23 protein-coding genes are annotated in these 20,533 nt (G+C 72.2%); 9 read left to right on the forward strand and 14 right to left on the reverse strand.

The annotated features are described in order from the left end of the window. Window positions 1–2,517 (forward strand): ATP-binding protein (locus AC1DT4_RS04380; protein WP_477088548.1); only part of this gene is annotated, 2,517 nt, incomplete at its 5' end. 55 nt (window positions 2,518–2,572) lie between these two features. On the opposite strand, the gene AC1DT4_RS04385 is transcribed toward AC1DT4_RS04380, so the two are convergent. From AC1DT4_RS04385 to AC1DT4_RS04415, 7 genes are all read right to left on the reverse strand, one after another. Then, window positions 2,573–3,415 (reverse strand): ABC transporter permease, encoded by an 843-nt coding sequence (locus tag AC1DT4_RS04385; RefSeq protein ID WP_477088549.1) that lies wholly within the window; start codon window positions 3,413–3,415, stop codon window positions 2,573–2,575. Further along, entirely contained in the window at window positions 3,415–4,392 is a 978-nt protein-coding gene (locus AC1DT4_RS04390) for an ATP-binding cassette domain-containing protein (RefSeq protein ID WP_477088550.1), read from the reverse strand. The genes AC1DT4_RS04385 and AC1DT4_RS04390 overlap by 1 nt, the downstream gene beginning before the upstream one ends. A 69-nt stretch (window positions 4,393–4,461) precedes the next feature. Further along, window positions 4,462–5,283, reverse strand: a complete 822-nt coding sequence (locus AC1DT4_RS04395) for a hypothetical protein (protein WP_477088551.1) — start codon at window positions 5,281–5,283, stop codon at window positions 4,462–4,464. Next, entirely contained in the window at window positions 5,270–6,535 is a 1,266-nt protein-coding gene (locus tag AC1DT4_RS04400; RefSeq protein ID WP_477088552.1) for a hypothetical protein, read from the reverse strand. Before AC1DT4_RS04400 ends, AC1DT4_RS04395 begins: the two co-directional genes overlap by 14 nt. Beyond that, window positions 6,532–6,813, reverse strand: a complete 282-nt coding sequence (locus AC1DT4_RS04405) for a hypothetical protein (RefSeq protein WP_477088553.1) — start codon at window positions 6,811–6,813, stop codon at window positions 6,532–6,534. Before AC1DT4_RS04405 ends, AC1DT4_RS04400 begins: the two co-directional genes overlap by 4 nt. After that, on the reverse strand, window positions 6,810–7,097 hold the full coding sequence (locus AC1DT4_RS04410; protein ID WP_477088554.1) for an SAV_915 family protein: 288 nt from the start codon (window positions 7,095–7,097) through the stop codon (window positions 6,810–6,812). Before AC1DT4_RS04410 ends, AC1DT4_RS04405 begins: the two co-directional genes overlap by 4 nt. Before the next feature lie 73 nt (window positions 7,098–7,170). Then, window positions 7,171–8,337, reverse strand: a complete 1,167-nt coding sequence (locus AC1DT4_RS04415) for an aminotransferase class V-fold PLP-dependent enzyme (RefSeq protein WP_477088555.1) — start codon at window positions 8,335–8,337, stop codon at window positions 7,171–7,173. Window positions 8,338–8,605: 268 nt separating this feature from the next. Here AC1DT4_RS04415 and AC1DT4_RS04420 point away from each other — a divergent pair, with 268 nt between their 5' ends. Beyond that, window positions 8,606–9,613, forward strand: a complete 1,008-nt coding sequence (locus AC1DT4_RS04420; protein ID WP_477088556.1) for an LPXTG cell wall anchor domain-containing protein — start codon at window positions 8,606–8,608, stop codon at window positions 9,611–9,613. Window positions 9,614–9,701: 88 nt separating this feature from the next. Here the strand turns inward: AC1DT4_RS04420 and AC1DT4_RS04425 are convergent, their stop codons facing one another. From AC1DT4_RS04425 to AC1DT4_RS04450, 6 genes are all read right to left on the reverse strand, one after another. Further along, window positions 9,702–10,067 carry a heat shock protein transcriptional repressor HspR gene (locus AC1DT4_RS04425; RefSeq protein WP_477088740.1) on the reverse strand — a complete coding sequence of 122 codons (366 nt, stop codon included), beginning with the start codon at window positions 10,065–10,067 and terminating at the stop codon, window positions 9,702–9,704. 59 nt (window positions 10,068–10,126) lie between these two features. Then, window positions 10,127–11,098: a DnaJ C-terminal domain-containing protein gene (locus AC1DT4_RS04430; RefSeq protein ID WP_477088557.1), complete on the reverse strand. Its 972-nt coding sequence runs from the start codon at window positions 11,096–11,098 to the stop codon at window positions 10,127–10,129. An 81-nt stretch (window positions 11,099–11,179) separates the two neighbouring features. Beyond that, on the reverse strand, window positions 11,180–11,734 hold the full coding sequence (gene grpE, locus AC1DT4_RS04435) for a nucleotide exchange factor GrpE (RefSeq protein ID WP_477088558.1): 555 nt from the start codon (window positions 11,732–11,734) through the stop codon (window positions 11,180–11,182). Further along, window positions 11,731–13,593, reverse strand: a complete 1,863-nt coding sequence (gene dnaK / locus AC1DT4_RS04440) for a molecular chaperone DnaK (protein ID WP_477088559.1) — start codon at window positions 13,591–13,593, stop codon at window positions 11,731–11,733. Before dnaK ends, grpE begins: the two co-directional genes overlap by 4 nt. A gap of 256 nt (window positions 13,594–13,849) precedes the next feature. Further along, entirely contained in the window at window positions 13,850–14,350 is a 501-nt protein-coding gene (locus AC1DT4_RS04445; protein WP_477088560.1) for an HIT family protein, read from the reverse strand. Then, entirely contained in the window at window positions 14,329–14,820 is a 492-nt protein-coding gene (locus tag AC1DT4_RS04450; RefSeq protein ID WP_477088561.1) for a ribonuclease FAU-1 family protein, read from the reverse strand. Before AC1DT4_RS04450 ends, AC1DT4_RS04445 begins: the two co-directional genes overlap by 22 nt. Window positions 14,821–15,055: 235 nt before the next feature. Here AC1DT4_RS04450 and AC1DT4_RS04455 point away from each other — a divergent pair, with 235 nt between their 5' ends. The 5 genes from AC1DT4_RS04455 (at window position 15,056) to AC1DT4_RS04475 (ending at window position 18,050) form a co-directional block, all read left to right on the forward strand. After that, complete coding sequence (locus tag AC1DT4_RS04455; RefSeq protein ID WP_477088562.1) at window positions 15,056–15,616, forward strand: GNAT family N-acetyltransferase; 561 nt, start codon at window positions 15,056–15,058, stop codon at window positions 15,614–15,616. Window positions 15,617–15,754: 138 nt separating this feature from the next. Then, entirely contained in the window at window positions 15,755–16,240 is a 486-nt protein-coding gene (locus tag AC1DT4_RS04460) for a RidA family protein (RefSeq protein ID WP_477088563.1), read from the forward strand. Between the two features lie 312 nt (window positions 16,241–16,552). Continuing rightward, window positions 16,553–16,897: a YdeI/OmpD-associated family protein gene (locus AC1DT4_RS04465; RefSeq protein ID WP_477088564.1), complete on the forward strand. Its 345-nt coding sequence runs from the start codon at window positions 16,553–16,555 to the stop codon at window positions 16,895–16,897. Window positions 16,898–17,035: 138 nt separating this feature from the next. After that, the gene (locus tag AC1DT4_RS04470; protein ID WP_477088565.1) at window positions 17,036–17,602 is read left to right on the forward strand and encodes a dihydrofolate reductase family protein; all 567 of its coding nucleotides are present in this window, start codon (window positions 17,036–17,038) and stop codon (window positions 17,600–17,602) included. 52 nt (window positions 17,603–17,654) lie between these two features. Further along, complete coding sequence (locus AC1DT4_RS04475; RefSeq protein WP_477088566.1) at window positions 17,655–18,050, forward strand: VOC family protein; 396 nt, start codon at window positions 17,655–17,657, stop codon at window positions 18,048–18,050. Between the two features lie 33 nt (window positions 18,051–18,083). On the opposite strand, the gene AC1DT4_RS04480 is transcribed toward AC1DT4_RS04475, so the two are convergent. Further along, window positions 18,084–19,016 (reverse strand): cold-shock protein, encoded by a 933-nt coding sequence (locus AC1DT4_RS04480; protein WP_477088567.1) that lies wholly within the window; start codon window positions 19,014–19,016, stop codon window positions 18,084–18,086. Window positions 19,017–19,237: 221 nt separating this feature from the next. On the opposite strand from AC1DT4_RS04480, the gene AC1DT4_RS04485 reads away from it, so the two are divergent. Together AC1DT4_RS04485 and AC1DT4_RS04490 are read left to right on the forward strand one after the other, a co-directional pair. Continuing rightward, complete coding sequence (locus AC1DT4_RS04485; protein WP_477088568.1) at window positions 19,238–19,840, forward strand: GNAT family N-acetyltransferase; 603 nt, start codon at window positions 19,238–19,240, stop codon at window positions 19,838–19,840. A gap of 108 nt (window positions 19,841–19,948) precedes the next feature. Beyond that, a complete protein-coding gene (locus AC1DT4_RS04490; protein ID WP_477088569.1) occupies window positions 19,949–20,509 on the forward strand; it encodes a hypothetical protein in 561 nt (186 codons plus the stop codon). The last annotated feature ends 24 nt before the right edge of the window (window positions 20,510–20,533 follow it).

Raw genomic sequence — 20,533 nt, forward strand, 5'->3', positions numbered from 1 at the left:
GGGCCCGCGCGACGGCCGACGCCGACCCCGCCGCGCGCGGTCCTCGCGCTGCCGGCCGCCTGGCGCCGCCCCGCGACCGCGCTGGTCGGTCGCGACGACGACGTCGCCCAGGTGGAGGCCGCCCTCGGGTCGTCCGCGCTGGTCACGGTCGTCGCGACGGGCGGCGCGGGCAAGACCCGGCTGGCGGGCGAGGTCGCGCGTCGCGCCGCGGCCGGGGGTCGGTCGGTCCGCGTCATCGAGCTGGCGGGCCTGCGCGCGCCGGCCGAGGTGCTGCCCACCGTGCTCGCGGCGATCGGCGGGTCCGACGCGACCGCGGCCCGCGCGGACCTCACCGTCGACCGGCGGCTGCTCACGCCCGAGGACCGCCTGCGGCTGGCCGCCCAGGACCTCGACGGGCTGGTGGTGCTGGACAACTGCGAGCACGTGCTCGACGCAGCCGCCGTCGTCGTCGGCGACCTGCTGGCCGTCGCCTCCCCCGACGTCGTGGTGCTGGCGACCAGCCGCGCGCCGCTGGGCCTCGTCGGCGAGTCCGTGCACCGCCTGCGGACGCTCCCCGACGCCGACGCGCTCGAGCTGCTGGAGACGCGCGCCCGGGCCGGTCGGGAGAGCATCGGGTGGGACCCCGACCGCGCGCTCGAGCTGTGCCACCGCCTGGACAACCTGCCGCTCGCGCTCGAGCTGGCGGCGGCCCGGCTGAGGTCCATGACCGTCGAGGACGTGCTCGAGGGCCTGTCCGACAGGTTCGCCCTGCTGGACGACGCCTTGCGCGGGCTGCCGGAGCGGCACGCGAGCCTGTGGGCGATGGTCGACTGGAGCCGCGAGCTGCTGGACCCGCCCGACCGCGAGCTGTTCCAGCGGCTGGCCGTCATCCCCGCGCCCTTCACCACCGAGACGGCGGTCGCCGTCGACGGGAGCGGCGGCAGCACCGCGCCTGTCGTGCGCCGCCGGCTCGCCACGCTGGTCGAGCAGTCGCTGCTCACGCTCGACGAGCAGGACGGCGGGCAGGCGCGCTACCGGATGCTCGAGACCGTCCGCGAGTACGGCGAGGCGCGGCTCGACGCGTCCGGTCACCGGGTCGACGCGATGTCCGGGCTGGTCCGGTGGTCGGGTGCCGAGGCGGTCCGGCTCTCGTCGGGGTTCGTCGGCTCCGGGCAGGTGCAGTCCTTCGACCGGTGCGCCGCGGAGCAGGAGACGTTCCTCGCGGCGCTGCGCTGGGCCGTCGAGCACGGCGACGCGGCCGGGGCCATCGACATCACCGCGGCGCTGTTCCACCTCTGGAGCGTGCGCGGCCTGCACGTCGAGGTCATCGAGTGGGCGAAGCGCGTGCTCCTGGCCGACGACCACGCCGCCCGTCGGGTGTCGCCGCTGTTCCTCGGCGCGGCGTCCGGCCGTCCGCTGCCCGACGCCGACCGCCTCGCGGCGACCTGCCTGTTCGCGGAGGTCAACGCGGGCGTCTCCGAGTCGATGCGGCTCGCGGCCCTGGCGTGGCGCTCCCTGCGCCTGGTGGTCACCGAGCGGCCCGACGAGGTCTCGGCGCGGATGAGGGCGCTCACCGGTGCGATGCCCGCGCTCGGCTCCAACGACGTGGGCTCCAGCCTGGTCGCGGCGGCCCGGCTCATCGACAGCGGCGACCCGTTCCTGCACGGGCTCGGCCTGTTCATGCGCGCGGCGGTCCAGGAGAACGCCGGTGACTCGCTGCACTCCAGCGGCGACGCGCGCGAGGCGTACCGCCAGTTCGAGTCGATCGGCGACCACTGGGGCATGGGGATGGCCGCCCAGGGCGTCGGCCAGTGGGAGAGCGCCCGTGGCGGCGACGACGCCCAGGAGTGGCTGGTGCGCGGCCTGCGCCACCTCGAGCTGGTCGGAGCGATGCAGGACGTCCGGAGCATCCGCGTCATGCTCGACGTGCAGCGCGCGCTCGAGGGCGACGACGACGCGCTGGTGCGGCTCCGGGAGGTGACCGCGTCGTCGCAGGTGGACGACGTCGACGCCGCTCAGGCGCTGCTCGGGCTCGCGCACGTCGCGTGGCAGGCCGGCCGCGCGGAGGAGGCGCTGCAGGACGCGGAGTCGGCGTCCGCGCTGGTCGAGTCGATGTCCATCCAGCTCCCGCAGGCTCGGATCTCGTTCCGCGTCGCCGCCGCGGTCGTCCACCTCCGCGTGGCCGGCATGGCGGCGGATCGGCGGGCGGCGGCCGTGGCCCACGCGGTCGACCTGCTCGCCGCCGCGACCCCGGAGGCGCTGGTCACGCAGGACATGCCCGTGCTGGGCGGGTTCGCGCTCGGCATCGCGGAGCTCGCGGCGCACCGCGGGGACGACGCGCTCGCCCGGGACCTGTGGTCGCTCGGCATGCGGCTGGGCGCCAACCTCGTGATGCTCTTCCAGCTCGGGATCTTCGGGCCCCTGGCCGACGTCCTCGGCGACGAGGGCGAGCGGGAGCGGCTGCTCGAGCCCTGGCGGGACCAGCCCCCGACGGCCGCCGCCGCCAGGATCCGCGAGCTGACGGCGGACGTGGCCTGATCGTGCACGAAGGGCGGCCCGGGGCTCCGGGCCGCCCTTCGTCGTACGGGATCGGTCAGACCTTGCGGCGGTACGCCCGCAGGGCCAGCGGCATGAACACCGCGACCAGCCCGACGCACCAGGCGAGCGTGTAGTACACGCTGTTGCCCATCGGCGCGCCGAGGAAGAACCCGCGCATCGCGGCGACCAGGTGGGTCAGCGGGTTCCACTGCACGAACGTCTGCATCCAGCTGGGCAGCGTCGCTGCCGGGACGAACACGTTCGACGCGAAGCTCAGCGGCATGATGATGAGGAACATGATCCCCTGCACGGCGCCGGAGGTCCGGACCTTCATGCCGACGAACACCGAGACCCAGGACAGGGACAGGGCGAACACGATGGCCAGCAGGCAGCCGGCGATCGCGCTCAGCGGGTCGGTGAGGATCCGGAAGCCCATCAGGTAGCCGACGACGAACGTCGAGATGATGACGATGACGTAGCGGACGACGTCACCGATCACCGCACCGACCAGCGGCGCCGGTCGCGGGATGGGCAGCGACTTGAAGCGGTCGAAGATGCCCTTCTCCAGGTCGGTGTTGAGGTTCACGCCGATGGCGATGGCGCCCTGGGCGATCGTCTGCGCGAGGATGCCGGGCAGCAGGAACTGCAGGTACGTCGTGGTGTCCCCGGCGACCGCGCCGCCGAAGATGTACACGAAGATCACCAGGAAGATCGCCGGCTGCAGCGTGACGTCGATGAGCGCCTCGGGCGTCCGCCACGTCTTGATCAGGCTGCGCTTGGCCAGCGACAGCGAGTGCCGGACCAGCGGGAACGGCCGCTTCTTGCCGGCGACGGCCGACGAGGGGGTGTTGCGAGGGGACCGTGAGGCGATCCCGGTGGGAGCGGTCGTGGTGGTCATCACGCCACCTCCTTCGTCTCGGTGGTGTCGTCCTCGGACGCAGTCCGACCCGTGAGGGTGAAGAAGACCTCGTCCAGGCTGGGCAGGTGCAGGGAGAGCTCGGTCACCGAGATGCCGACGCTCGCCAGGCGGGAGACCGTGGCGGTCAGCGCGGAGTCGTCGGTCACCGGCACCGCGAGCACGCCCTTGCGGATCTCCTCGGCGCGGCCGTCGGAGGACACCTGCGCCAGGATCGTCGCAGCCTCCTCCATGCGGGTCAGGTCGGCCGGGCGGACCTCGAGGGTCTGGCCGCCGACGATGCGCTTGAGGCCGTCGGGGGTGTCGTGCGCGATGACGCGACCGTGGTCGATGACCGTGATCTCGTCCGCGAGCGCGTCCGCCTCCTCGAGGTACTGCGTGGTGAGCAGGACGGTCGAGCCGTCGGTGACCAGCGACCGGACGACGTCCCACATGTCCTCGCGCTTGGACGGGTCCAGGCCCGTCGTCGGCTCGTCGAGGAAGATGACGTCGGGGCGGCCGACGAGGCTCGCGGCGAGGTCGAGGCGGCGGCGCATGCCACCGGAGTAGGTCTTCGCGGGCCGGTCGGCCGCGGCCGTCAGGTCGAACCACTCGAGCAGCTCGGCGGCGCGCGCACGGGCGCCGACCCGGCCGAGGTCGAGCAGGGTGCCGAAGAGCACGAGGTTCTGACGTCCGGAGAGGTCCTCGTCGACGGACGCGTACTGCCCCGTGAGGCCGATCGACTGGCGGACGCGCTCGGCGTCCTTGACCACGTCGAAGCCGGCGATGCGGGCGTGGCCCGCGTCGGGGACGAGGAGGGTGGACAGGATGCGGACCGCCGTCGTCTTGCCGGCCCCGTTGGGGCCGAGCACACCGAGGACGGTGCCGCGAGCGACGGCGAGGTCGACGCCCTGGAGGGCCTTCGTCTCGCCGAAGTGCTTGACGAGGCCGTCGGCCTCGATCACCAGGTCTTGTGTCATGGCCTCAGCCTCACCGAGCCCGCTGACAGGGCACCGACACGTCGCCGACACGGGGCCGACGCCCCGGTGTCAGGTGCGCGGGTCCAGGTGCTCGACGATCCGTCGCCGGCTGACGTCCGTGCCGATCTCGCGTCGGGCCGACGCGGTGTGCGCGTAGTACAGGACGATCCCCGCGAGCCACTGCGGATCGACGTCGAGGGCGGGCGCCGGGACGTCCACCCAGGGGGTCCGCGGCTGCGGCGCGAACAGCACGCGCGGGCGTCGCGCCCACCGCCACGACCGCGCACCCGGCGCCCCGTGGAAGCGCACGACCGTGTACTGCCCGGCGCTCACGAGCTCGGCCGACGCGACGTCGTCCCAGTCGAGCCACGCGTCGCCGTCCCAGCCGCGGGCACCGAGGCCCTGCGGCGTCAGCACGAGCCGCGACCGCCGGGCGAGCCGCAGGACCGTGTCGGGCAGCAGCGCGGCGAGCAGGACCGCGAGCACGGCGACCAGCCACGCGCCCGCGTTCTCCCCGCGCAGGAGCGCCACGGCGACGCCCACCAGGACCAGCACCAGGAAGGCGACCGTGAGCAGGGGCGCCAGCAGGAGGGTCGAGCGCCACGGCAGGACGACGGCCGGGACGCCGTCGACCGGCTCGAGGGTGACGCTGCGCCCGTCCCGCGGTGGGTGGTGCAGGTACGTGCGGTGGAAGCCGACCGACCCGAGGCCGACCCAGCCGAGCCCGACGACGATGCCGAGCAGGCTGGCCGGCACGCTCCAGGTGCCCTCGTCGCGCGCGACGAGCATCGCGACCGACAGGACGAGCACGAACCCGCCCAGCACGGCGTTGACGACGACGACGAACCAGAGGATGCCCCGCCCCGCGCCCGTGGACTCAGAAGATGGCATCCCACGCGTCCTTCGCTGCGCCACCCACCGCGTCCGCCGCGTCGCCGACCAGGTCGCCCGCGTCGGAGACCGTGCCGGTCAGCTCGTCCCAGCCGTCGGCGATCGCGTTCCCCACGTCGCCCAGGTCGTCCACGCCGTTCTCCCACATCGAGTCGATCGCGCCGGAGGTGATCAGGCCGACGCCCGTGCCGATGATCGTCCCGACGACCGCGCCGGCGACCGTCCCGACGACCGGCACCGGGATGAACGTGCCGACCAGCGCGCCCACCCCCGCGCCCGCGGCGGCACCGGCGCCGAGCGACGCGAGGAACCCGACGCCGTTGGACACGGCGGCCTGCGCGGGCGACTCCCCGTGCTCGATGTCGTCGTAGATGCTGTAGCCGGTCGCTGCGACGCCCAGCACGAGGAGGCCGCGCGCCAGCCCCACGGGGACGCGCGCGCCGCGCAGGTCCTCGGCGGCCCGGGCGGCCAGCGCGGCGTTGTCCTTGGACCCGTCGAGCAGCTCGTAGAAGTGCGACGCCGACGTCGTGATGCGCCCTTCGGGGGTGGTCACCGCCCGGACGTGGGCGGCGTACGACTGCGAGGCGGCCTGGTAGCCGGCCATCCGCTGGGAGGCGTTGAACGCGACCACGGAGATGGCGGCGGCGGAGACGCCCGCGGACATGAGGTCGTTGGCCAGGCCCGTGAGGTTGCCCGAGTTCGACTGCCAGGTGCCCGCGGCCGAGGTGAGTGCCTCGGCCCAGCCGGCCTGCGCCCCCTCGGCGATCCCGACCGTCGTGTTCCACGCCGTGACCTGCGCGTTGTGGTCGGTGATGGCGGCGACGCCCTGGTCGTGCGCCGCGACCTCGGCCGGCGTCGCGTCGGCCGGTAGCGGCCCGACCGAGGAAGGCGCGGGGCCGGGTGCCTGCACCAGGGTGCCGGTCACGGTGAGCCCACCGGTGCGGGCGACCGAGCGTGCGCGCTCCATCTCCGACTGCGCCGTCTGGAGCGCCGCCGCGAGCGTGTCCAGGTCTCCGGCGGTGCTGGACGCGATGCCGGACACCGAGTCGGCCGTGTCCGCCAGCGTGGTCAGCCGCCGGCGCTGGCCGTCGCCGGCGTCCCCGACCCACGCCGTCGCCGACTGGGCCCGCTGCGCGCGGACGTCGTCGGACAGCGCGGTCGACGCCGTGGAGAACGAGCCGCGCAACCACGTCGCCGCCCCCCGGATGCTCGCGGGGGACCCCGCGATCTCCGTCTGGAGCGCGGCCGTCACGGCTGCCCCAGGACGCGGAAGCGCTCGAGGACGCCGCTGTCCGTGCTGCGGTAGTCCGCGACGCACTGCTCCGTCACCCCGGCGAGGTGGTCGGCCTCGTAGGTGAGCCGGGCGGAGGTGTCCGCGAACGTGTGCAGGACGGACGCGAGCAGCTCGGCCGCGACCCCGGCGTCGACGGACGCGGGCATGCTCGCCGACGCCGTGTCGAGGGCAGCGCCGGCGTCGCGGAGCCGCTGGGCGATCTGGTCGAGGGCCTGGTGATCGGTCTCGACGCTCATGCGGACGCCCCCTGCCGCTCCTCGTCCGGGATCGGCAGGTCGAGCAGCACGAGGTCGAACGGCCGGACGTCCCACAGCTGCTGGAGGTCCGCCGTCGGCAGCGTGAACCACGGCTGGTCCTCGCCGCAGCACCGCATGAGCCGGTCGAGCGCGGAGTAGACGAGGAGGGCCATCCGGCCGTCCTTGGTCTCCCGGTAGAGGACCTCGAGGTCCCGCGGGTCGGCGACGTGCCGGGCCGCCGGGATGTAGACGATCGGCGGGTAGTCCTTCGGGATCGCGCGCACGGCTGCTCCTGTGCGGTCGGACGGGCGGGGTTCGTCCAGCGAACCTACCGGAGCATGCCGCGCTCGGCGCGACTCACCGCATGGCGGCGAGGAGGCGATCCAGCTCCTCGTCCGACGTGTAGTAGTGCGGTGACGCACGGACCACCTCGGTCAGGCCGCGCGCCCCGAAGTCGAGCTGGGCGGACGAGACGCGCGTGACGCTGACGTTCACGCCCGCGGCCGCGACGCGGGCGCGGACCTCGTCGGCGGGCTGCCCCTCGACCGTGAACGTGACGATGCCTGACCGGCGCTCGCCCTTGTCACGCACCGTCACGCCCGGCAGCTCCGCGAGCTCCGCGCGCAGGCGCGCCGCGAGGCCGGTGACGCGCTCCTCGATGGCGGGCAGCCCGAACGACAGCGCGTAGTCGGCCGCGGCGCCGAGGCCGAGGTTGTCGGCGATCGACCGCTCCCAGGTCTCGAACCGCAGGGCGCCGGGCACGACCTCGTACGTGCTCGCGGACGTCCAGCGGGCCGCGCCCAGGCCGAGCACGGGCGGGACCAGGCTGTCGACGATCCCGCGGCTCGCATAGAGGAAGCCGGTGCCGCGCGGGCCGCGCAGGAACTTGCGGCCGGTGGCGGCGAGCAGGTCGCACCCCAGCTCCTCGACGTCGACGTCGAGCTGGCCGACGGACTGGCACGCGTCGAGCAGGAACGGGACGCCGGCCTTCCGGGTGAGGGCGCCGACCTCCGCGGCCGGGTTGACCACGCCGCCGCCGGTCGGGACGTGCGTCAGGGCGACGAGCGCGACGTCGTCGTCGAGCCGCCGCTCGAGCTGGTCGAGGTCGACCTGGCCGTGCTCGTCGTCCTCGATCACCTCGAGGGTCGCCCCCGAGCGCTCGCACGCCTGGAGCAGGCCGATCGCGTTGCTGATGTACTCGGTCCGGGCCGTGAGGATGCGCTGACCACGGGTCACCGGGATCGCCGAGAACGCGACGTTCCAGGCGGCCGTGGCGCTCTGCACCAGGGCGATCTCGTCGCGGTGCGCGCCGACGAGCGCGGCCACGGAGTCGTACACGGCGGACACGCGGTCCTCCGACTCGGCCTCCGCCTCGTACGGACCGATCTCCGCCTCGCGGCGCAGGTGCGCGACGACGGTGTCGGTCACGACGCTCGGTCGCAGGGCGCCACCGGCGTTGTTGAGGTGCGCCACGTGGTCGATGCCGGGCGTGTCGCGGCGGGCGCGTTCGAGGTCGATCGTCACGACCGCCGAGTCTAGGCAGCCACCCGCGTCGCCCCCATGGCCACCTAGCAGGAAGTGGTTGCCCCGGCGGCGGCACCACGCGACGGCACGGCCGGACCGGACGTGAGATCGGTCACGTCCGCGCGGTCCGAGTCGGGAGGTCCCCGGAGGGATCGGACACCCGCGGGCACCGGGCAGGGAGGTTCGGTCGGAGCTCCGGCTGTCGGGTGTTTCCATGGACGCTGAAGTTGGACGCTTGTCCAAAACCATGCCTCCGAAAGGCTCCCCCATGCGGCGCTCCCTCGCCCTCACGCTCGGCGCAGTCGCCGCAGTCCCCCTGACGTTCGCCCTCGCCGGCCCTGCGGCCGCGGCCGCGACCGGCTACGACGGGGTCGCCAGCGGCCACCGCGCGTCGGCGACCGACGGCACGACCCGCCCGGCGTACTTCGCGTACGACGCGGACCTCGGCTTCTCGGTGTCGGACCTCGCCGCGGGCGAGACCGTGACGTTCACGACGACGATCGCCGCGAACCCGAACGCCGCCCACTGGAAGGATCCTCAGGACTCGCAGGCGAACCTGTACGCCGTGGGCTTCCTGCGGGTCGTCGCGAACGAGACCCCCGTCCAGGGCACGGCGCTCGCCAGCCCCGCGCACGACCAGGACCCGGTCATCTGGGGCCAGGACAACCAGGGCGCCGGCTCCGGCGTCGGCGGCATGGCCTTCTGCAGCAACGACAAGTTCTTCGTCGCCGGCAACTTCGTCTTCGGGCCCGGTGAGCACTGCGTGCTGCCGCTCGACAGCGCCGACGGCACCGCCATGGACCAGATCTCCACCGAGCGGTACACGGTCACGATCGCGGCCGACGGCACCTGGACGGGCACCGTCGTCCCGCTCGACGCCGACGGCGACGTGGTGACGGCCTTCGGATCGGTCGACGTGCCGCCCACGTACTCGGGCACGCTCCCGGGCGACGACAGCACCGAGTTCGTGCCGTTCGTGCGTGCCCGCGCCGGTGCGTACACCGACTCGACCGGCCTCGTCGACCCCGACGGCGACTGGCGCATCGACGTGACGGACAGCTCGCTCGTGACGCCGTTCGTCGCAGCGGCCGCGCCCTCCGCGACCCCGACGACCCCGGCACCCGCCGGTACGACCCCGTCGCCTGCCGCCTCTGCCCAGGCGGGGGCGGAGCTCGCGGTCACCGGCTCGCAGAACGGGCCGACGGCCGCCCTGGCCGGCGCGCTCGTCCTCGCGGGGATCGGTGGCGTCCTGCTCGCCCGTCGCCGCCGCGCCTGACCGTCGCGCCCAGCACGACTGAGGCCGCCCGGCCCGCGTTCCTTCTCGGAGCGCGGGCCGGGCGGCCTCGTGTCGTTCGGTGGTGACCTCAGCGGGAGGTCGGGCGCCAGAGGACGATCGCGGCGCGGTCCGCCGTGGTGGTCGGGCGCCGGCTGCGGCTCGCGGTGCGGCTGACCGCCTCGACGGCGCCCGTCGGGTCGGCCGTGAAGACGCGGCGGCCCGGCTCGACGAACGCGCGGAGGTACTCGATCTGCCGGCGCAGGCCGTCGAGCTCCGCCTCGAGCTCGAGGATCCGCTTGATGCCGGCCAGGTTGACGCCCTCGTCCTGCGAGAGGCGCTGGACCTCGCGCAGCGTCGCGATGTCGCGCAGCGAGTAGCGCCGCCCACGGCCGCTCGCCCGGCTGGGGCTGACCAGGCCGAGCCGGTCGTACTGGCGCAGGGTCTGGGGGTGCATGCCCGCCAGCTCGGCGGCGACCGAGATGACGTAGACCTTGGCGTCCTCGGTGGCCACGGCTACGTCTTCGCCGCGTCGAGCAGGCCGGCGCGCACGTCCTCACCGGAGGTCGCGATGCCGAACGCCTGGACCGCCTCGCGGGCCGCGGTGTTGAGCCGCTGCGGGACGACGACCTGGACGGTGATGAGCAGGTCGCCCTTGGTGCCGGGGACGCCCTTGCCCTTGACGCGCAGGGCACGGCCCGACGGGGTGCCCTCGGGCACGCGGACGCGGACGGTGGACCCGTCGAGCGTCGGCACCTCGATCGTCGCGCCCAGCGCGGCCTCGTCGAACGCGACGGGGACCGTGATCCGCAGGTTGTCGCCGTCGAGCGAGAACACGGGGTGCGGGGTCACGCGGACGGTGATGACGAGGTCGCCCGCCGGTCCGCCGCGCTCGCCGGGCCGACCCTTGCCGCGCAGGCGGATCTTCTGGCCGTCGCGCACGCCGGCGGGGATGCGGGCGTTCACGGTCCGGCCCTCGACGCTCAGGGAGACCGTCGAGCCCTCGACCGCCTGGCGGAAGGGCAGGGTCGCGCTCGTCGCGAGGTCGACACCCTGCTGGGGGCCGGGCGCGAACCCGCCCGCGCCGCCGTTGCCGAACAGGCCGCCGAGGATGTCCTCGAACCCGGCCGCCCCGCCGGGGGCGTTGCTGTACCGGACGCGACCGCCGCCCTGCTGGCCGCCGAACATGCCGCCGAACACGTCCTCGAACCCGGCGGTGCCGCCGCGGCCGCCCGACGTGAAGCGCGGGCCGCCGGCCATGGCGCGCAGCTGGTCGTACTGACCGCGCTGCTCGGCATCGGAGAGGACCGCGTAGGCCTCGCCGACGTCCTTGAACTTGGCCTCGGCCTTCGCGTCGCCCGGGTTGTGGTCCGGGTGCATCTGGCGCGCGAGCTTGCGGTACGCCTTCTTGATGGTCGCGGCGTCAGCGTCCTTGGGGACGCCGAGGACCGAGTAGAAGTCCTTCTCGAGCCAGTCCTGACCGGTCACGCCGCTCCTTCCTTGATGTCTGTGCAGCGTCCGAGCAGATGGAGGTTCTGGCCCCCATCTGCTCGGACGCTACTGCGGTTCTTACGCCTCGGGGTCCACGACCGCGACGCGGGCGGCCCGAAGGACCCGGTCGGGGGTGCGGTAGCCGGGCTGCAGCACCATCTGCACGGTCGACTCGGTGACGTCCGCGGAGTGCGAGTGCATGAGCGCCTCGTGCACCGCGGGGTCGAACGCCTCGCCGGCCTCGCCGTAGCGGACCACCCCGAAGCGACCGAGGGTCGCCTCGAGCTTCTCCGCGATGGACACGAACGGCCCGGTGAGGTCACCGTGCTGGCGGGCCAGCTCGATGTCGTCCAGCACCGGGATCAGCGCCTCGACGATGGCGTGCACCCCGCGGTCGTGAGCGGCGAGAGCGTCCGCCTTCGACCGCTTCACGAACCCGGAGTACTGCTGCTCGAGGTTGTAGTACGCCGCCTTGGAGCGCTGGAGCTCCTCGAGCCGCTCGGCCGCGAGGGTCTCGGCCGCCACGAGTCCCTCGAGGACGACCTCCTCCTCGGCACCGGCCGCGATGTTCTCGGCGTCGGCGAGGACCTGCTCCTCAGGCGTCAGGTCGTCGCCCTCAGGAGTGGTCGTCACTTGACCGCCTCGTCCTCGTCGTCGACGATCTCGGCGTCCACGACGTCCTCGTCGGACGACGCGTCAGCCGTGGGCTGCTCGTCGGCCGGCGCGTTGGCCGCCATGTTGTCCGCCGAGTAGATCGCCTCGCCGATCTTCTGGCTCACCGCGAGCAGGGCCGAGTGCTTGGCCTTGACCTCGTCGACGTCGGTGCCCGCGAGCGCCGTCTTGAGCTCGGTGACCGCGGTCTGCACCTCGGTCTTCACGTCCTCGGGCAGCTTGTCCGCGTTGTCGACCAGCAGCTTCTCGGTCGAGTAGACCAGCTGCTCGGCCGTGTTGCGGGTCTCGGCCTCCTCGCGACGCGCCTTGTCCTCGGCGGCGTGCTCCTCGGCCTCGCGCACCATGCGCTCGATGTCCTCCTTGGGGAGGGCCGAGCCGCCGGTGATCGTCATCGACTGCTCCTTGTTCGTGCCGCGGTCCTTGGCGGACACGTGCACGATGCCGTTGGCGTCGATGTCGAAGGTGACCTCGATCTGCGGCACCCCACGCGGAGCCGGCGCGATCCCGGTGAGCTCGAACGTGCCGAGCGGCTTGTTGTCCCGCGCGAACTCGCGCTCGCCCTGGAACACCTGGATCAGCACGGACGGCTGGTTGTCCTCGGCCGTGGAGAAGATCTCCGACCGCTTGGTGGGGATGGCGGTGTTGCGCTCGATGAGCTTGGTCATCACGCCGCCCTTGGTCTCGATGCCGAGGCTCAGCGGGGTGACGTCGATGAGCAGGACGTCCTTGCGGTCGCCCTTCATGACGCCGGCCTGCAGCGCGGCACCGACGGCGACGACCTCGTCCGGGTTGACGCCCTTGTTGGGCTCCTTGCCGCCCGTGAGCTCCTTGACGACCTCGGTGACCGCGGGCATGCGGGTCGAGCCGCCGACGAGGACCACGTGGTCGATGTCCGCGAGCTTGATGCCCGCGTCGCGGATGACGGACTGGAACGGCGACTTGGTGCGGTCGAGCAGGTCCTGCGTCATCTGCTGGAACTGCGCGCGCGTGAGCTTGGTGTCCAGGTGGACCGGGCCGTTCTCGCTCATCGACAGGTACTGCAGCGAGATGTTGGTGCTCGTCGCGGACGAGAGCTCCTTCTTGGCCTGCTCCGCCGCCTCGCGCAGACGCTGCACGGCGATCTTGTCCTTGCCCAGGTCGACGCCCGTGGAGTTCTTCACCTCGGAGATGAGGAACTCGACGATGCGCTGGTCCCAGTCGTCGCCGCCGAGGCGGTTGTCGCCGGAGGTGGCGCGGACCTCGATCGTCGAGAAGCCGTCGTCGTCCTTGCCCACCTCGAGGAGGGACACGTCGAACGTGCCGCCGCCGAGGTCGAAGACGAGGATGAGCTCGTCCTCCTTGCCGCGCTCGAGGCCGTAGGCCAGGGCGGCCGCGGTGGGCTCGTTGATGATGCGCAGGACGTTGAGGCCCGCGATGGCGCCGGCGTCCTTGGTGGCCTGGCGCTCGGCGTCGTTGAAGTACGCCGGGACCGTGATGACGGCCTCGGTGACGGGCTCGCCCAGGTAAGCCTCGGCGTCACGCTTGAGCTTGGAGAGCACCCGCGCGCTGATCTCCTGCGCGGTGTACTTCTTGTCGTCGATCGTCTGCGACCAGTCCGTGCCCATGTGGCGCTTGACGGACGTGATCGTGCGGTCGACGTTGGTGACGGCCTGGCGCTTGGCGATCTCGCCGACCAGCACCTCACCCGTCTTGGAGAACGCGACCACCGACGGCGTCGTGCGCGACCCCTCGGCGTTGGCGATGACCGTGGGCTCGCCGCCCTCGAGGACAGCGACCACCGAGTTGGTGGTACCGAGGTCGATGCCGACTGCTCGTGCCATGTGTGTGCCTTCTTTCGTGTCGTACCGGGGTTCCTGTGGTCCGTACGGACCGCTCTTGAGTCCGACTGGCTCAAGTCTGCGTCGGGATCGTCCCGCGCGCAAACCCGAAAGGGCCGAACTTGAGTCTGCTTGGCTCAACCTTGAGCTGAGGGGATGCATTCCCACCATCGGACGACAGAGCTCCGCCGACGCTGTGTGTGGGATCTGATCCGGCTTGTCATCGTTCGCACGACGTTGTCGCGAGAACGAGGGTTGACTACGAACGGTCGCGACGGCGGTCCAGCTCGGCGGTCAGCATCCGTGCGTACCGAGCCCGCTCGTCGGTGGCGACCCATCTGGCCTCGAGGTCGCGCTCGTACAGACGGTCGCCGTCGTGGCGGGGGAAGACGTGGACGTGGAGGTGCCAGACGTCCTGGCCACCCGCAGGCTCGTTGTGCTGCCGGATGGAGATTCCGTCGCACGCATAGGCGGTGCGCATCGCGACCGCGACCTCCTGGACCAGGTCCCACACCGCGTGCCCGATCGCTCGGGGAAGGTCGTAGAGGTTCTCGTGATGCTCCCGAGGGACTACCAGGGCCGCCCCGGGGTTGGCGGGCCACCACTTGGGTGAGATGAGGGCGAGTGCGAGGTCGGTGGTCGCGACGACGTCGCTCTGGCGGTTGTGCTCGCTGACGATGCCGCGCTGAAGCCGGCAGAAGGGACAGCGGTAGTCGACCGGTTCGTGGCTCGGCATGGTCACGGTGTCCAGCCGTCCCACGCGCTCCACCAGTGGCTGGTCGAATCGAGCTGGGCTGTGACGTCGGCGGCGGCGGCCAGCACGAGGCCGACGGTGACCTCGTCGATGCGTCCGGTGACTCGCTGCCAGTGCAGGTCCACCACGTCCTTCCACTCCCGCCGGCCGTCCGGGAAGACGATCAGGTCCAGGCCGTGGTCGTCTGTCTCGAACCCCTCTCGTCCGCGCACGATGGGCGCTTCGAAGTTGATGTACCAGTGCAGGAAGGCCCCCGTGCGATCGAAGAACTTCCAGACCCCGTAGTGATCGCCGCTCCGGTGGAGCTGGAGCACCACAGTGGACCCCCAGGCCGAGTACGAGCTCCAGGGGTGCGCACCGAACGGATGCGGAGGGAAGGTGAAGCGCGAGCCCGGATCGAGGCGGACCGCCAACGTCGCGCCGTCGTCGGACACGACGGTCACCGGATGCTGCAGCCACACGCGGTCGTGCAGCACCTCGAATCGTTGGATCGACGTACCCGGCTCATAGATCCACACGGTCGATGACCCTATCGGCGGGCCTGTGCCGACCACGTGGGAAGAAGGCCCCCCGCCTGGCTGATCGACGGCAGCTGGCGTCGCCGTCCGATCAGGAACGACCACCATCGGCTAGCCGAGCTCGGACCGCGCGCGGAGCTCGGGGCTGCACCGGACCGTTGAGGGTGTCGTCGCTTTCGGTGAGAATCGCGTCATGGCGCTGACCACCCGGCTGCTGACGCCGGACACGTGGGACGACTTCGCTGCGCTCGTCGAGTCGAACAACGGTGTGTGGGGTGGCTGCTGGTGCATGGGATTCCATCCAGGCGGTTCCACCGGGTCACGCCAGGGCAACCATGACGCCAAGCAGCAGCTCGTGCAGCGCGGTGCGGTGCACCAGGTACTGGTCTACGACGAGGAGAGATGTGTCGGCTGGTGTCAGTTCGGCACCCCGCCGGAGCTCCCCAACATCAAGAGCCGCCGCGCCTACGACGCGGAAGCGCAGGATCCGCCCGACTGGCGGATCGGCTGCATCTTCACGAACTCGAAGGACCGCGGCAACGGGATCGCAGCGGCCGCCGTGCACGGGGCCTTGGACGAGATCCGACGCGCCGGCGGAGGCGTCGTCGAGGCCTATCCGGAACAAACGGCGGATCGACCCCCGCAGCGGGGCGCATATCTCCATACCGGACCCGAAGAGCTGTACGAGCGGCATGGATTTGTCAGGGACCGGCGCATCGCCAAGTGGCGGTGGGTCATGCGCGCCAACGTGTGACTACATGAGCAGCCCGCCCGTCACAGGTCGAAAACGGGATTCCTCGCCACTACCCACCGCTCATGACCTCCGACTCGAGCGGGGCTTCAGACGACTCGGATGAGTTCCTCCACTGCGCCGGGCGTGGATCATGGGCGCATGCCTCTCGAGCCCGCCATCGCCCTCGTCCGACCCGAGCAGCTGGGTCCGAAGGCGCCCTACGCCTACGCCGCAGTGGCCGGTCCCGGTGAGTTCGTCTTCACCGCCGGCGCCTGCCCGCTGGACGCCGATGGCAAGACGGTCGCCGTCGGCGACGTCGCCGGACAGGCGCGCCAGGTGATGTCCAATCTCGTGACCGCACTGCACGCCGCCGGAGCGCAGCTGACCGACGTCGTCAAGACGACCGTCTACGTCGCCTCCTCCCGGCAGTCGGACCTGGGGACCGCCTGGGACGTGGTCCATGCGGCGTTCGGCGACCACGAGGCGCCCAGCACGTTGCTCGGGGTCACCGTGCTCGGCTATGACGACCAGCTGGTCGAGGTGGAAGCCATCGCGATCCGTCCGATGCCGACTGCACCGGCCGAGGTCCTCGACGCACCGGGGTCGATGTCGAAGCACGCGTTCGGCGGCACACTCGGCGCATGACACGTGACCAGGCGGAGTCCGACACTCCGGGCCGGATGGGCGGCTCACCCGAACGACCTGCGCGCTTCTTCGACGGTCCCGAGGAGTTTGGTGCCTGGCTGGCAATGCACCACGACAGCGAGACGTTGCTGTGGATGGGCTTGAAGAAGAAGGGCGTGGCAGATCGTGGCCTGACCTGGGAGCAAGCGGTCGTCGAGGCGCTGTGCTGGGGATGGATCGACTCGGTCGCGCAACGCATCGACGACGAGTCACGGCGGCAGCGCTGGACCCCTCGCAAGAGGGCGTCCCACTGGAGCCGGGTCAATCTCGACCTTGTCGAGAAGCTGCGCGTCGAGGGGCGGATGCAGCCGAGCGGGTTGGCGATCTGGGAGCAGCGCACTCGACCACGATCGACCCTGGGCCGGACTGCCGGACTCGTATGCCGAGGAGCTGGCTGCGTCGCCGGCGGCCACCGCCTTCTGGGAGGCTTCGACTGCGACCTACCGCAAGGTCTGCGCCGTCTGGGTCACGTCAGCCAAGCAAGACGTCACCCGCGCCCGCCGGATGACACAGCTGATCCAGTGCTGCGCCGAGGGCGAGCTCGTGCCGAACCAACGCTACGGCGACGTCCCGCGGTGGTTGGCGCGGGCCGCGGCTGCCGCGGCAGAAGCACGATGACGTAGTCAGGCGGCGAGCGTGTCCGCGTGAAGCTGCCGAGGAGTTCCGACAGCCACGGGTGGGCGGCACTGCTCCCGGTCTCTTGCCGGTGCCGCCGCGTCGCTGCAAACCTGGAGCCCCGTCCGGCCGGAGGCACTCATGGGCAAGCTGATCTACGCAGCCAACACCTCTCTCGACGGCTACCTCGAGGACGAGAACGGCGCCTTCGACTGGTCGGTACCCGACGACGAGGTGCACACGTTCTGGAACGAGCACGAACGGCACATCGGCACGTCGCTCTACGGCCGCCGCATGTACGAGACGATGCGCGTCTGGGAGCACGACGGCTGGTTGACGAACGAGCCAGCCGTCGTCCGCGAGTACGCGGGGATCTGGCGCGACGCCGACAAGGTCGTCTACTCCACCACGCTCGACGCCGTGTCGACGGCGCGGACGAGGATCGAGCGTCAGTTCGATCCCGAGGCGGTACGTCGGCTCAAGGAGGCGTCCGGCTCGGACCTGAGCGTCGGCGGCGCGACCCTCGGGGCCGAGGCGTTCCGGCACGGGCTCGTCGACGAGTGCGTGCTGCTTCTGTGCCCCGTGACCGTGGGCGGCGGCAAGCCGGCGCTGCCGCGGGGCGTGCGACTCGACCTGGAGCTGCTGGATCACCGACGGTTCGGCAACGGCGTGATCTACGTGCGCCACGCAGTACGAACCGTCACCTGACACCCGTCGGCGCCGCGCGTCCCTCGCCATGTCGTGGTGGCACGATGGCGCGATGGCGGCGTCAGCAGATCCCGGCGACGTGCGGTTCGTGGGCGTGTCACTGGACTGCGCCGACCCGGCAGAGCTGGCGGAGTTCTACCTCCGGCTGCTGGGAGGACGTCTGTTGTGGAGCCGCCCGGCCAGCGTGGGCGTGCAGGTCCCCGGGCTGCTGCTCGTCCCGCAGCGGGTGGAGGACTACCGTCCCCCGCAGTGGCCGGGCACCTCGATCGTCCACCTCGACCTGACGGCCGGCGACGACCTCGACGAGCCGGTGGAGCGCGCCGTGGCCCTGGGGGCCAGGCTGGCCGATCCGCAGCCGGACTCGCGGTGGAGGGTGCTCCTGGACCCGGCGGGCCACCCGTTCTGCATCACCACGGTGACACCGTCACCCGGAGCCGTCACGTTGTGACACGACGGCCCCGGCACCGCGGTTCGGCCCGGCTCACACCCGTTCGACGCTGTCGGCCTGTGGACCTCGATCGCTCTGACGCACCTTGTACCGGACCCGGTCGCCCTCCTCCAGCGCCTCGGCGCCCCGCACGACGGAGACGTGCACGAACAGGTCCGCGCCCCCGGCATCCGGTGTGATGAAGCCGAAGCCGCGCTGCGCGTCGTAGCGCGCCACCACGCCCTCGCCGCCGCGCACAGCGTCGCCGGGTGCCGCCGGGGGGCCCGACCGACCGCGTACCGGCGCCGCGGGGGCGTCCGAGCCGCCCACGAGCCGGATGCTGCGGGCCTGGAGCCCCTTCTCGCTGGTGCCGACGTCGTAGGTCACGCGATCGCCCTCGAACAGCTCGGTCACCCCGCCGGGCAGCGCCCGGACGTGGACGAAGAGGTCCTCGCCGCCCGTATCCGGTGTGACGAACCCGAAGCCCTTCTCCCCGTCGTACCAGGACACGGTGCCGTCCGCTCCGTCGGACGACCGCGGCCGCCCGGCGGCCTCCGCCCCGAGCGGCAGCAGGTGGTCCGCCTGCGGCCCCTTGTCCCCGTCGACCACCAGGAACGCCACCCGCTGCCCGTCCGAGATCACGCCGCCGCCCACGATGGCCGAGCTGTGCACGAAGATCTCCGCACCACCGCCGTCGGGCGTGACGAAGCCGTATCCCTTGCCCGGCTCGTACCAGGAGACCGTGCCGAGCACACCCAGGGGTGCGTCCGGCGCGTGGTCGCCCGTGACCCGGACACGGCGGGCCTGCGGGCCGCGGTCCCCCTCGCCCACCTCGAACTCGACGACCTGCCCCTCTCGGAGCGCCCTCGCCCCGTCGTCGCCGATGATCTCGGACGCGTGCACGAACAGGTCCTCAGCCTCGTCCCCGAGGGCGAGGAAGCCGAACCCCCGCTCGGCGTCGAACCAGCGGACAGTTCCCTGGGGCACGGTGGACTCCTCGTCGAAGCAAAAGGTTGCTGTCCCCCAGTCTCCCCCGACAGGAGCGCACTCGCGCGAACCCCTGGGCAGTGGCCCGGCGAATAGGGTCGGAGCTCCGGGTGGGAACGGGCAGGCGGGGGAAGCCGCGGGACGTGCCGGAGAGACGAGGGAGCACGGGTGGGCGAGCTCAGCGGGTTCGTGTCGTCGATCGCGGACCAGGTCCGTCGACCATGACCGGCGCCCGGATTCGCGTCGAGACCGCTGCGCCGGATCGCTGGTCCGACGTCGTCGCGGCGTTCGGCGGTCGCGCGGCCACCCCCGACTCCTGCTGGTGCCAACGATTTCGCACGCACGACCAGCCGAGCAATCGCGACGAGCTGCACCGGGAGATCGAGGCGGCCGACGTCCCCGTGGGGCTCGTCGCCTACGTCGACGGCCACCCGGCGGGATGGTCCCGGGTCGTGCCGCGCCTGACGCTCCCGGGGGTCGTGAGGAACCGGGCGGTGAAACGCCTTCTCGACGATGATCCGGCGGTCTGGTGGGTGACCTGCTTCGCGGTTCGCCGCGAGCACCGCCACGCAGGCGTCGGGACGGCTCTGCTGGTGGCCGCCGTCGAGCACGCCCGTCGGCACGGGGCGTCGGCCATCGAGGGTCACCCGGTCGACGTCCCCAGGCTCCGGGCCGCCACCGTCTCCGGCTCGGCGCTGTTCACCGGAACGCTCGCCATGTTCGAGGCGGCCGGCTTCCACGAGATCGGCCGCACCTACCCGAGTCGGCCGGTCATGCGATTGGAGCTCGTCGCCCAGCGACCCGTCCATGTGCACGGGGAGTGACGCCCAGGGCTGGCTGCCACGTAGCCGGCACGGACGCTCGACATGCCCGACGCGCGTAGGTCAGGCTCGTCGTGTGCGCAGGAAGCACGCGGAACGGCAGGGGGACACGTGAGCGAAACGACCGATGCGCTCGCCACGTTCGACTTCGCGGCGTTCTTCACCGCCGTCGACGACGCACGCCGGAGCCAGGGCCTGCACTGGCACGCGTTCGCCGACGAGCTGTGGGACCTGTCCGTGCAGCTCAATGCCGAACGCGACGACCACCCGCTCTGCGGCGGTGCGGTCTCCCGGCTCGGTGCGCGAGGCGAGACGTCGTGCCAGTACGCGCTCTACCTGCTGCGCTGGCTCGGCGACCCGCCCGAGGCGTTCCTCGTCGGCCCCGCTGTGGACGTCGGCGACACCCGGCTCCCGGAGCCGGGCCCCGACAGCCGACTCCGTTGGGACCTGGCCCAGCTCCACTCCGCGGTCGACGAACAGCGGCGGGAGCAAGGGCTCACCTGGGCGGCGCTGGCCGATCACATCGGCTGCACCCCCGCTCGGCTGACCGGGCTGCGGCGCGCGCGGATGGCCGACATGGCTCTCGCGATGCGGCTGACCCAGTGGCTGCGCAGACCGGCCGCCGACTTCATCCATCCGGCCAGCAGCCGGCACCGCGCCGACCTCCTCTGACCCGCCACGTCCCGCGGGTCAGGT

The sequence above is a fragment of the Cellulomonas sp. P4_D11 genome (genome assembly GCF_056401915.1).

Excerpts from the sequence above, each read along its gene's own strand:
- AC1DT4_RS04460 (WP_477088563.1), top strand. The coding sequence starts at position 15,755 with ATGCCTCTCGAGCCCGCCATCGCCCTCGTCCGACCCGAGCAGCTGGGT.
- dnaK (WP_477088559.1), bottom strand. The coding sequence starts at position 13,593 with ATGGCACGAGCAGTCGGCATCGACCTCGGTACCACCAACTCGGTGGTC.
- AC1DT4_RS04405 (WP_477088553.1), bottom strand. The coding sequence starts at position 6,813 with ATGAGCGTCGAGACCGATCACCAGGCCCTCGACCAGATCGCCCAGCGG.
- AC1DT4_RS04470 (WP_477088565.1), top strand. The coding sequence starts at position 17,036 with ATGGGCAAGCTGATCTACGCAGCCAACACCTCTCTCGACGGCTACCTC.
- AC1DT4_RS04390 (WP_477088550.1), bottom strand. The coding sequence starts at position 4,392 with ATGACACAAGACCTGGTGATCGAGGCCGACGGCCTCGTCAAGCACTTC.
- AC1DT4_RS04395 (WP_477088551.1), bottom strand. The coding sequence starts at position 5,283 with ATGCCATCTTCTGAGTCCACGGGCGCGGGGCGGGGCATCCTCTGGTTC.
- AC1DT4_RS04425 (WP_477088740.1), bottom strand. The coding sequence starts at position 10,067 with ATGCACCCCCAGACCCTGCGCCAGTACGACCGGCTCGGCCTGGTCAGC.
- AC1DT4_RS04485 (WP_477088568.1), top strand. The coding sequence starts at position 19,238 with ATGACCGGCGCCCGGATTCGCGTCGAGACCGCTGCGCCGGATCGCTGG.
- AC1DT4_RS04385 (WP_477088549.1), bottom strand. The coding sequence starts at position 3,415 with ATGACCACCACGACCGCTCCCACCGGGATCGCCTCACGGTCCCCTCGC.
- AC1DT4_RS04420 (WP_477088556.1), top strand. The coding sequence starts at position 8,606 with ATGCGGCGCTCCCTCGCCCTCACGCTCGGCGCAGTCGCCGCAGTCCCC.
- AC1DT4_RS04475 (WP_477088566.1), top strand. The coding sequence starts at position 17,655 with ATGGCGGCGTCAGCAGATCCCGGCGACGTGCGGTTCGTGGGCGTGTCA.
- AC1DT4_RS04455 (WP_477088562.1), top strand. The coding sequence starts at position 15,056 with ATGGCGCTGACCACCCGGCTGCTGACGCCGGACACGTGGGACGACTTC.